This window comes from Chitinophaga sp. XS-30, assembly GCF_008086345.1.
In the GTDB taxonomy this organism is placed as follows: Bacteria; Bacteroidota; Bacteroidia; order Chitinophagales; family Chitinophagaceae; genus Chitinophaga.
On record NZ_CP043006.1, the window covers coordinates 4,435,348 to 4,446,044 of the forward strand.

Sequence of the window (10,697 nt, forward strand, 5' to 3'; positions counted from 1 at the left end):
CCTTATGCCGGACTACAGAAAAAAAGACCTCCCTGTATGGGAGATACGCCGCTTCCTCGAACCCGGGCCGGTCGTACTGGTCAGCTCCGCCTGGAAAGGCCGCCGGAACATCATGGCGATGGGCTGGCATACGGTAATGGAGTTCTCCCCTTCCCGTATCGGTTGCTTTATCACCGCCGCCAATCACAGCTACGAAATGATCCGCAAAAGCCGGGAATGCGTCATTAATATTCCAACGGCCGACCTGATCAGCCAGGTGATCCGGATCGGCAACACCACGGGCAGCGAAGTGGACAAATTCGAGTTGACCGGCCTGACCCCGCAGCCAGCCGAAAAAGTGGATGCCCCATTGATAAAAGAGTGTTATGCCAATTTTGAATGCAAGGTCACAGACACCAGCCTGTTAAAGAAATACAGCTTCTTCATCCTGGAAGTAGTGAAAGCCCACGCCGCCACATCTCCGAAATACCCGCGTACGCTGCATTACCGGGGAGATGGCGTTTTCATGATATCAGGGGAAAATGTTAATCACCGCAGAAAATTCCGGAAGGAAAATCTCTGACCACTGCCAGTTAACACTGTATTAATATGCGAATGTTTTCTTTGTGGAAAGGATTCATTTAAGCTGGTCATGACTCAACAGGAAATCAACACAAAAATCCGGCAATGGCTGCAGGGCGATGATAGCGCCTTTGAATGTATCTTCCATCAATATTATCCGCGTGTCACTGCCTACTATCATAAATATATGCAGGACCATACCTTCTCCGAAGATATGACCATGGAGGTGCTGGTAAAGGTCTGGCGCAACCGCCATGTTATCCGTACAGCCAGCCTGTTCGAAAATTACCTCTTCACTATCGCCAGGAACCACCTCATCAATGCATGGCGGAAAAAGATCGATACCCTCCTTTCTCTTGATACCGCCTCGGGATATGCTGATGCCCGCGAAACCGATACCCTGCTCTACAAGGAACTGGAAACGGAGTACAAGCAAGGGCTTTCCGTACTGCCTGAACAAAGGCGCCGGATATTTCTCATGCACCGCGAAGAAAACCTGAGTTACCGCGAAATTGCGGCCCGGCTGCACATCTCTCCCAAAACCGTTGAAAACCAGATATCCGCTACCCTCAAACTGCTTCGTACCCGCCTGGCGGAGCACCTCACGTCCATTCTCCTGTAAGCCGCTGTATTACCAAATTGTTACCGCATGGGGGTTACCTGCCCGGGTGGTGTATACCCTGGTAAGAACGGTATAGAACATTATGCAGCATAAATCAGTTGACACCGCGCTGTTGCGACAATATTTTGAGGGCAAATGCAACAGGGAGCAATTAAAGACCATCAGGCAATACCTGGAAGATCCCGCCTACAGTGCTTCGCTGGAGGAATTCATGCAACAGCACTGGCAGGAGGATAGTGGAGCAAATGCGGACCCGCTGCCTTTGCAGGCCAGGTACCGGCAATTCAGGGATATTGTCAGCGAGCTGGACATCACCAACAACCAAAAGCCTGCCGCCAAAACCCGTTCGCTGCGTGCTCCATGGCGTTTTGCCGCGGCCGCGATACTCATTGGCCTGCTGATCGCCGCAGGTATAAGCCTGTGGTATGCGCCTGATCTGCACAAAACACAAAATAATACCGCGTGGGTGGACATGAAGAATGAAGCCGGTAAAAGGACCTCTTTCATGCTGCCGGACAGCTCGCTGGTTTTTCTCAATGCGGCCAGTCACTTACGGTACAATACGGAGTATGGCAAAACCAATCGTGAACTGCTGCTGGAAGGCGAAGCATATTTCGTTGTGGCGCCCGGCGGAGAACATCCCTTTGCGGTAAAAACCGGCAGCCTCACCACGATAGACATCAGCACGGAGTTCAATATCCGGCACTTCGGCAACCAGGCGGATATTGAAGTCACCGTAGCCAAAGGCAGTGTAAAGGTCATGAATGATTCGCGCGACCTCGCAGTGCTGCATCATCGCGAACAGCTGAAATTCGACTCACAGCGGCACCAATTCTCCACGGCCCTGCTGGCAAATGATCTGGAAGAAGTCGGCGGATGGCGGAATGGCATTCTTGCTTTCAGAAAAAGTTCGCTGCGCGATGTGGCCGCTGAGCTGGAAAGATATTATGGCGTACAGATCATCTTCGATCGCCCGGAAGTTTCGGCCATGCTGCTGACCACCACTTTGCACAATGCCACTTTGGAAGAAGCGATGGATATCATCTCGTTCACAACAGGACTGAAAATAACGCTTGAAAGTGCAGCCAGACTGAGGATATGGTAAAAAAAATCCGCAACGCCAAACGTTACGGACCCTTCAATCATTTTTAAACAGCCGCCGGAACGGCAAATTCAACAAGCGGCTATCTGATAACAATCAAAGATTAAAAGTATGCAAAAAAAACGAATCGGGGGGCTCATTCCGCTTAAAATGAGCCTGGCTGTCATGTTATGCTGCAGCCTGCTGTTATGCTGCAGTCCGTACATCCTGGCGCAGGACGCCGGCAAAAGGATCTCTGTTGACTACAAAAACACACCGCTTGAAGAGGTCTGTAACGAACTGGAGAAAAAAACCGGATTCTATTTTTCCTACCCTGAAAACGTACTGTCCGCCTATGGCAAAAAGATTACACTATCCATGAACAATGTAACGCTGCCGGCTGTGCTGGATCAGCTTTTCCGGAACAGTTCCCTTAATTATGTGATCAGGGATAAAATGATCTATCTCTCCGGTAAGGCAGCGGAGCAAAACGCTGCGGGTCAGCATACGCTCACCGGTACAGTAACGGATGAAGAGTCGGGCGATCCCGTGATCGGCGCCAGCATCAGGGTGGGCAACACCGGCGGCACACAGACCGATGCGAACGGGCGCTTCGCACTGCGTACACCACCGGGCAAATACAATATCGTCATCAGTTCCATCGGTTATATCACAAAGTACCTTCCGGCTGCTGTTCCTGTGAATGGCACTGCGGCACTGACCGTAAAGATGGTGGCGGACAAAAGCAAGCTGAACGAAGTGGTGGTTACCGCGCTGGGCATATCCAGGGAAAAGAAGAAACTGGGATATGCCATGCAGGAGATCAAAGGCGAGGATATCAGCATGTCCAAAAGCGCCAATATGCTGAGCGGACTGCTTGGTAAAGTGGCCGGCCTGAACATGACGCAGGCCTCCACCGGTATTGCCAATTCCGTTCGTGTGGTATTACGCGGGGAATCATCGCTCAACATCAACAAAAACCAGGCGCTGGTGGTGGTAGACGGTATCCCGATCAACAACAACGCCGGAACGGCGGCATCCAATGATCTGCCGGTGGATTACGGTAGCGGCGGCGCGGAGATCAATCCGGACGATATTGCTTCCATTACCATTCTTAAAGGACCGAATGCTGCAGCCCTGTATGGTTCCCGTGCGGCAAGCGGCGCATTGATCATCAAAACAAAAAAAGCATCAGACAGCAAAAAACTGGGTATCAGTTTCCGCTCCACGGCGGTATTCGACAAAGTGCTCAAGCTGCCGGATTTCCAGAATGAATATGGCGGCGGTACAGGTGTAGGGCTGGATTACTATTCTTACGGCGATGGCCCTGACGGTCCCAATACCTCCAACTCCGGGCATAACTGGGGCGCGCCCTTTGAAGGACAGGAATTTGTGCAATACGGCTCTCCCCGTGATGAACAGGGCAACCGCATCAGGATACCCTGGGTGGCCCGTCCGGATAATGTAAAGGACTTTTACGAAACCGGGCAATCGTTCAGCAACACCATTTCCCTGCACAAAACCGGCGACATCGGCGGGTTCAGGGCTTCCTACGGCAATTTTAACCAGAAAGGGATCATGCCGAACACCGAGCTGCACCGTCATCAATTCAATGTGAATTCTACGGTGAACATTTCTCCCAGGCTGACCTTCAACTCCAATATCAATTACATCAACAGTTACAGCGACAATCTGCCGGTGGTGGGTTATGGCAGCGGATCACCTACCTATAATTTCATCTGGTTCGAGCGCAATGCGGATATCAACTGGTTCCGGAACTATTGGGTGAAAGGCCAGGAAGGCACAAAACAGGATTACTACTTCACCTGGGGAGACAATCCGTATATGACCATGTATGAGCAGTTGAACAACTTCAAGCGTAACCGCCTTTTCGGGAATGCTTACCTGAACTATGCGATCACCGACAGGCTGAGCCTGATGATGCGCACGGGGATCGACTACTCCGGCGATATCCGCATGTCCAGGCGCCCCATCGGATCGGTGGTGGCCATCAATGGCCTGGTGCGCCGTCAGGATTACACCTATTTCGAACGCAACTCGGACTTCCTGCTCAGCTACGAAGGCGATACCTTCCTGAAGGATTTCAAATGGAATGCCAGCTTCGGCGGGAACAACATGCAGATCAATACCTTCAACAACACCACAACCGCCAACGGTCTTGTTGTGCCGAACGTATATAATCTCGGCAATGCCAGTTCAAGACCGGCCATTTCCGAAACCAATACCCTGAAATCGGTGAACAGCCTGTATATGGTAGCAGACCTGGATTTCAGGAACCAGGTATTCCTGCAGGTGACGGGGCGCAACGACTGGTCCAGCACCCTGCCCGCTTCCAACCGCTCCTACTTCTATCCCTCCGTTTCCTTAAGCGCTATAGCTTCGGACATCCTGAAGCTCAACAACAACTGGCTGGATTTCTGGAAGCTGAGAACCTCCTATGCCTCCGTAGGTAACGATACCGATCCTTACCAGACGAGCGCTTATTACGAATACAGCACCCTGCCGGGTAATGTAACGCTACCTTCCACCTTGCCCAATGCCGATCTGAAACCGGAGATCACCACTTCTTTCGAGATCGGGACGGACCTGAAGCTGTTCCACAACCGGCTTGGCATTGAAGTGACCTATTACGCTACCGAAAGCCGCAACCAGATACTCAGAAGCCCGCTGGCCATATCATCCGGTTATTCGGCCCAGGTGATGAATGCCGGCAAGATCACCAACAAGGGGGTGGAACTGGCATTGCAGGTCACCCCGGTAAAAAGGGCGCTGACATGGGATGTGATGCTGACGGCTTCTACGAACCGCAGCAAGGTGGTGGAACTGACAGAAGGTGTGAACAGCTACATCCTGGCCACTGCACAGAATGCCACCGTTGAAGCGCGCGTAGGCGGTGAAATGGGAGACATCTACGGCGTAGGTTTTCTCCGTAATGAGGAAGGGAAAATCGTGTACCGGAACGGCGTGCCTGTTTTCAGCAGCCAGACCATGAAGATCGGCAACTATAATCCCGATCTGATTGCCGGTATCCGCAACAGCTTCCGCTACAAGGCATTCAACTTCTCTTTCCTTTTTGATGGACGCTTTGGCGGAACGATCTATTCCTATTCCCATTCCGCCGGTTCCGAAGCAGGCAGCCTGACCAATACGCTGCCGGGCAGGAAAGAAGGTATTGTGGGCGATGGCGTGGTATTGCAGACCGATGGCAAATGGGCCCCCAACACACAGAACGTTGCCGCCTACACGTATTATCGCGCTTACTACAAAAGGCCGAACGTGGAAGCCAACTCATTCGATGCTACGTTCTTTAAACTGCGGGAAGTAGTGGCCGGCTATGCATTGCCCGCCAAGCTGCTGGCCCGGGGGCCTTTCCAGTCCGCCCAGTTCAGCCTCACCGGCCGTAACCTGCTGCTGTTCGCCAAAGCGCCTGGAATTGATCCGGAAACCGCATTCGTGACCGGCGGCACCATCCTTCCCGGAATTGAAAATGCCCAGATACCTTCCACCAGGAGCTTTGGCGCCGATCTCAAACTCACCTTCTAAACTGTTCAGCATGAAAAAGATAATTACCATCAGCCTGGTCATCTGCGCATTGTCGGCCTGCAAAAAGTTCGACAATACGAACCCGAATGTTCCGGTTGACGTCAATCCCGGCGTTGTATTGCCGCAAATATTCTATAACATCTCCAATACGCTCACCTGGTCCGCCTTTGAGCTTAACAACGAGCTGATCCAGTACACCTGCCAGAGCAATACTTTCACGGAAGTACAACGCTTCAAGCTGGAACCTTCCAATTCCAATACCGTGTGGGCACTGTACAGCCGTGTGCGGGATATTGACAATATCATCGCGCTTAGCGAAAAAACAGAGGGGCTTGAGAATTATAAAGCCATCGCGCAGATCACGAGAGCATTCATCTTCTCCATTCTGACGGATACGTACGGCAATATCCCCTACTCCCGGGCCGGACTGGCATTGCAGCAGAAAGTGTTTGATCCGGCTTACGATCTGCAGCAGGACATCTATCCAGACCTGATCAGGAAACTGGAGGAAGCTGCCGCCATGATAGACGAATCGAAAGGACTGCCTTTCAGCGGCGATGCGATCTACAAAGGCAATATGCTCCGTTGGCGCAAATTCGCCAACAGCCTGCAGCTCCGCCTGCTGATGCGGATATCCGCCAAACAGGGAACGGGCGCTGCGGCAAAAATAACGACCATGCTGTCCGCTCCGGCTGCGTATCCCCTGATAACAACAAATGATGACAATGCGCTGTACCACTACACTGGCAGCCTGCCCGATGTGCTGCCTGTTTCCCTCGCCAACCTGCAGGATTTCACCTTCAAATACAAATCCGTCAGCGCCTTCATCGTGGATTCACTGAGCAAGTTCAACGACAGCAGGTTGTTCCAGTTCGCGCGGCCTACCAACGCCTCCGCTGGCACCGCCAACCCGCAATACGTCGGCCTGCCTAACGGGCTTCCTGTGGCGGAATCCGCCAACTACAACGGCGGCCAGAATTTCCAGTCCTACATCGGCACCCGCTTCCAGGTGAGCACGGAGCCGGGCATCTGGATGACTGCGGCGGAAGTAGCCTTCCTGAAGGCGGAAGCAGCGCTGAAAGGGTACTATACCGCGGACGCCAGACAATTGTATGAGGATGGGATCAGAACATCGTTCCAGTACTGGAACGCCCCATTCGACGAATCCTATCTCAGCCAGCCGGGCGTAAGCTTTGACGGCCAGTTGCCCAAAGTGTACCTGCAAAAATACTTTGCGCTGTTCTTCTGCGGCATGGAAGCCTGGGCGGAATACAGGAGAACGGGATACCCGCTGCTGGTTCCCGGCCCCACAAATGTCAACGATGGCAAAATACCATCCCGCCTGGCCTATCCGCTCGAAGAGCAATCGCTGAACAGCATTCACTACAAGGAAGCGATCAACCTCATCGGGGGAGACGACATCAATGGAAAAATGTGGTGGCAACCATAAATCATCACCGGGGCTGTACCAAATCCGGGCATATCGATGGAGAGCATCTTCCTTACGCCATTCTCCGGCATATCCAATCGATTTTGGTACGGCCCCTTTTTAAACGGACATGAAAAAGATCATCATCAATATCACTGTTTTACTCTGCTGCGGCATGATGGCCCATGCGCAGTCCACAACAGACAACGCCGCCATAGACAATGAGCTGCTGGCCCCTTTCCGTAACTGGACCACCACTGAACTCGTAAAAGGCGGCAGGATAGATGCCATCCGCCAGCTGGAAGGCCCCGTGATGCTTTGCGCCACAAGAGGCCTCAACCGCGGCAAACTGTTCATCAGCAACGACCATGGCAATACCTGGCGTTTCCTGGCCCGGCCCACGGATGCGGAGATCACCTGCATTGCGGAAACCGGGCGGAGGAACGAGTTTTACATACTCACCGGAAAGGCCGAGGTCTTCGGCACACAGGACGGCGGCAAATCCTGGCAGCGCCTCATCAGGCTCACCGAACAGCAGAACAGCCAACGGTACACATCCGCCTACGCTATCATGCACACCGGGAACGGTACGCTGCTGGCCACGGATACCGATGAAAAAGGCGGGCACATCTACCGCTCTACAGATAAAGGCCGCAGCTGGAACGATATGGGAGCCGTTGCAAAGAAAGCCCTCTACCGGCTGGAAAAAACCGGCAACGGCATTGTTGTGAACGGATGGGACGGCACCATCTATAAAAGCACGGACGACGGGATTACCTGGAACCGGAAACAGCAGCTGGCGGATACCCCGCTGTTTGCCACGGAATATATGGGAATGGGAAAATTACTGCAGGCCGATCAGGCCGGGGACCTGTATTACAGTACCAACCTCGGCGATACCTGGAAACGTACCGGCAACCTCACAGATGCCGCCGATGATTTCGTGAATGCCGGTTATGGCGCCGTGTACTATTCTACGTACACCGGCAAACGGGAGGTGTATGTTTCCATCGACTTCGGCAGATCGTGGCGGAGCATCGGGAAAGTGCCTACCGGTGTGGAAGGCGACTGGCTGGACCATGGCATCCGGACGGAAACGGCTGATTCCATATTCATCGTAGCCGGCACCGCCAAAGGTTTTATCATCAGAAATGCGATCAGCAAACAATGGCTGTCTGCAACGATCGACCACTTTAACCGGAAAGACCTTTCGGTCGGCGCAAAGGTATTGCCCCTCTCCGCTTTGATGACCGGCTATCTGACCGACCCGCTGGCGTTGAACGAACCGGAAGATATTTTGTATCATGAAGGATTTGCGTATATCCCTTGCCGTGATGGCAACAACGTGGCGATCATTGACTGCCGTGATCCCCGGAAACCGGTGCTTGCCGCCAGCCTCCGTGATGAATCGATATCAGACGCCTTCAGCGTTGCCATAAAAGATCATTACCTGTATGTGCTGTCCATGACCAATCACTGCGTCAGCGTATTCAACATCAAAGATCCCGCGCATCCGCAGAAGACCGCTGCCATCAGTGTTGGCGGGAAGGGCAGCTACCTGTCCACCTACGATTCCGACTATACACGCCTGCGCAAGATCTGCATTGAAGGCAACTATGCCTATGTTACGCACAGTTCCGAAAGCAAAGTGTATATCCTGGATATCAGCCGCCCGGAACGCCCCCTGATCGTCAGCAGTTTTCATACCGGTGACGGCGCGTTCGCAGCACTTGCCAGGAACAATGTGCTCTATCTCGCCGGGTACGGGCCTGGTTCATCGGTCATTGCCGTGGATGTGAGCGACAAGGCGAAACCGGTCATTAAAAACCGTGTACTGGATACTACCCTGCTGAAAGGCACCTGCGCGCTGGCACTGTCCGGCAACAAACTGTACGTCACCGCCTACAATGCCAACACCTTCTGGACGATGGATGTGACGGCACCGTTTGCGTTGCAAACCGACAGCTATATCAAACATCCCGGCATGAAAGGCCCGGGCAGGGTGGCGATAAAAGGCAGGATGGCCTATGTATTGAATTCCACCAACCATTCGGTGGCGGCTATTGATGTATCAGATCCCCGGAAGCCGGAAGTGAAGTTCTACCTGCAGGACCCATTGTTGAGGACCGTGTACGGGATAGCGATTGATGGCGATTATCTGTACCTGGCCGGGCGGCAGGCAAGCAGTTTTGTGGTGGTGGACCTGCGGAAGGTGGCTGCGGCGCTTGCGGTGCAATAGATTGTTAAAATACCTGGTTCCCGCCATGTCTGCAGCGAAGCAATTGCTCCTGGTTGACTGGCGGGAAATGGGTCTATAATGACATTTGACGGGAAACAGTCTTGATAAATGTCAAGACTCCCCTTGTCGCAATACCCCCGAAACCTGGCCGGAATACCCTACCCCTGTGTTACGGAATACCCTACCTTTGACTATCAGTGATCAAGATTTGTCTAACCTTAAAAACTAAGAACAATGTCAGCCGTCAATCCTTATTTAACATTCACAGACAACTGCGAAGAAGCGTTCAAATTTTACCAGTCCGTTTTCGGCGGGGAATTTCCCGGCGGTATCATGCGCTTCGGAGAAAGCCCCGAAGAATTTCAGGGCGGGGAAGGCGAAAAAAACAAAGTCATGCATGTTGCGCTTCCCATCGGGAAAAACACCGTGCTGATGGGCAGCGATTCTCCGGCCGGAACCGGAGCGGTGGTAAAAGGCACCAATTTTTCTATCGCTTTCAGCCCGGATAGTGAAGAAGAGGCTACCCGGGTATTCAACGGGCTGGCTGCAGGGGGGCAGGTGACTATGCCGCTGGACAAGGTATTCTGGGGTGCATTTTTTGGTATGCTGACGGATAAGTTCGGTGTGCACTGGATGGTGAATTACGATGCCAACAATCCCGCCTGACAAAAAGAGGAGGCGGGTGCCGACCTGTTAAATACCGGCTCTTCAATGCGCATGCCCATCCTTTTCAAAACGGCCGGTACGCTCTTTTATCCTGATCCGGTACACCACCGGCTTAAGCTCGTGAGGTTGCTCATCGGGATTGGCCAGCTCCCTGCTCATTCCCTGCACGCCGGCTGTTTCGCTGGCCTGGATATGCATCAGTCGGCCTACCAGGAACTTCATGGCATAATACCGCTCTTTGGGGTCTGTAACTTCTTCATACTTCCCCCATAAAACAACGCTCTGCCAGTTCCTCCCGCTCTCGATATGATCCACCTGAAAACATATTTCCGGGTTTTTACGCATCATTTTTATCTTCATTCCTTCCGCAGAATGGGCGACCAGGTAAGTGCCGTTGTAGGCATAGCTGACGGGAACGATATACACCTTTTCCCCGTCATAACAGCCGATGCGGCCGGTAGAACCGGATTCCAGCAATTGATCGATATTTTCTTCTGAAAGTACTCCCAACATGATCGTGTAATTTAATGTGAAC

The 10,697-nt window shown here is 52.7% G+C and carries 8 protein-coding genes; 7 read left to right on the plus strand and 1 reads right to left on the minus strand.

The genetic code is table 11. The annotated features are described in order from the left end of the window. The first annotated feature begins 4 nt into the window (after window positions 1-4). The 7 genes from FW415_RS17995 to FW415_RS18025 all read left to right on the plus strand — a co-directional run bounded on the left by FW415_RS17995 (window position 5) and on the right by FW415_RS18025 (window position 10,162). Window positions 5-562: a flavin reductase family protein gene (locus FW415_RS17995; RefSeq protein WP_148387855.1), complete on the plus strand. Its 558-nt coding sequence runs from the start codon at window positions 5-7 to the stop codon at window positions 560-562. Window positions 563-631: 69 nt separating this feature from the next. Continuing rightward, window positions 632-1,183, plus strand: a complete 552-nt coding sequence (locus FW415_RS18000) for an RNA polymerase sigma-70 factor (protein WP_148387857.1) — start codon at window positions 632-634, stop codon at window positions 1,181-1,183. Between the two features lie 82 nt (window positions 1,184-1,265). Further along, entirely contained in the window at window positions 1,266-2,288 is a 1,023-nt protein-coding gene (locus FW415_RS18005; protein WP_148387859.1) for a FecR family protein, read from the plus strand. Between the two features lie 108 nt (window positions 2,289-2,396). Beyond that, window positions 2,397-5,828, plus strand: coding sequence for a SusC/RagA family TonB-linked outer membrane protein (locus FW415_RS18010; protein WP_148387861.1), 3,432 nt, complete (start codon window positions 2,397-2,399; stop codon window positions 5,826-5,828). A 10-nt stretch (window positions 5,829-5,838) separates the two neighbouring features. Beyond that, window positions 5,839-7,278, plus strand: a complete 1,440-nt coding sequence (locus FW415_RS18015; protein WP_168208873.1) for a SusD/RagB family nutrient-binding outer membrane lipoprotein — start codon at window positions 5,839-5,841, stop codon at window positions 7,276-7,278. Between the two features lie 109 nt (window positions 7,279-7,387). Continuing rightward, window positions 7,388-9,496 carry a hypothetical protein gene (locus FW415_RS18020; RefSeq protein WP_148387864.1) on the plus strand — a complete coding sequence of 703 codons (2,109 nt, stop codon included), beginning with the start codon at window positions 7,388-7,390 and terminating at the stop codon, window positions 9,494-9,496. A 234-nt stretch (window positions 9,497-9,730) separates the two neighbouring features. Beyond that, a complete protein-coding gene (locus tag FW415_RS18025; RefSeq protein ID WP_148387866.1) occupies window positions 9,731-10,162 on the plus strand; it encodes a VOC family protein in 432 nt (143 codons plus the stop codon). 42 nt (window positions 10,163-10,204) lie between these two features. Here the strand turns inward: FW415_RS18025 and FW415_RS18030 are convergent, their stop codons facing one another. After that, the gene (locus tag FW415_RS18030; RefSeq protein WP_148387868.1) at window positions 10,205-10,675 is read right to left on the minus strand and encodes a pyridoxamine 5'-phosphate oxidase family protein; all 471 of its coding nucleotides are present in this window, start codon (window positions 10,673-10,675) and stop codon (window positions 10,205-10,207) included. Between the last annotated feature and the right edge of the window lie 22 nt (window positions 10,676-10,697).

Coding starts and splice junctions, on each gene's coding strand:
- FW415_RS17995 (WP_148387855.1), top strand. CDS start 5: ATGCCGGACTACAGAAAAAAAGACCTCCCTGTATGGGAGATACGCCGC.
- FW415_RS18000 (WP_148387857.1), top strand. CDS start 632: ATGACTCAACAGGAAATCAACACAAAAATCCGGCAATGGCTGCAGGGC.
- FW415_RS18005 (WP_148387859.1), top strand. CDS start 1,266: ATGCAGCATAAATCAGTTGACACCGCGCTGTTGCGACAATATTTTGAG.
- FW415_RS18010 (WP_148387861.1), top strand. CDS start 2,397: ATGCAAAAAAAACGAATCGGGGGGCTCATTCCGCTTAAAATGAGCCTG.
- FW415_RS18015 (WP_168208873.1), top strand. CDS start 5,839: ATGAAAAAGATAATTACCATCAGCCTGGTCATCTGCGCATTGTCGGCC.
- FW415_RS18020 (WP_148387864.1), top strand. CDS start 7,388: ATGAAAAAGATCATCATCAATATCACTGTTTTACTCTGCTGCGGCATG.
- FW415_RS18025 (WP_148387866.1), top strand. CDS start 9,731: ATGTCAGCCGTCAATCCTTATTTAACATTCACAGACAACTGCGAAGAA.
- FW415_RS18030 (WP_148387868.1), bottom strand. CDS start 10,675: ATGTTGGGAGTACTTTCAGAAGAAAATATCGATCAATTGCTGGAATCC.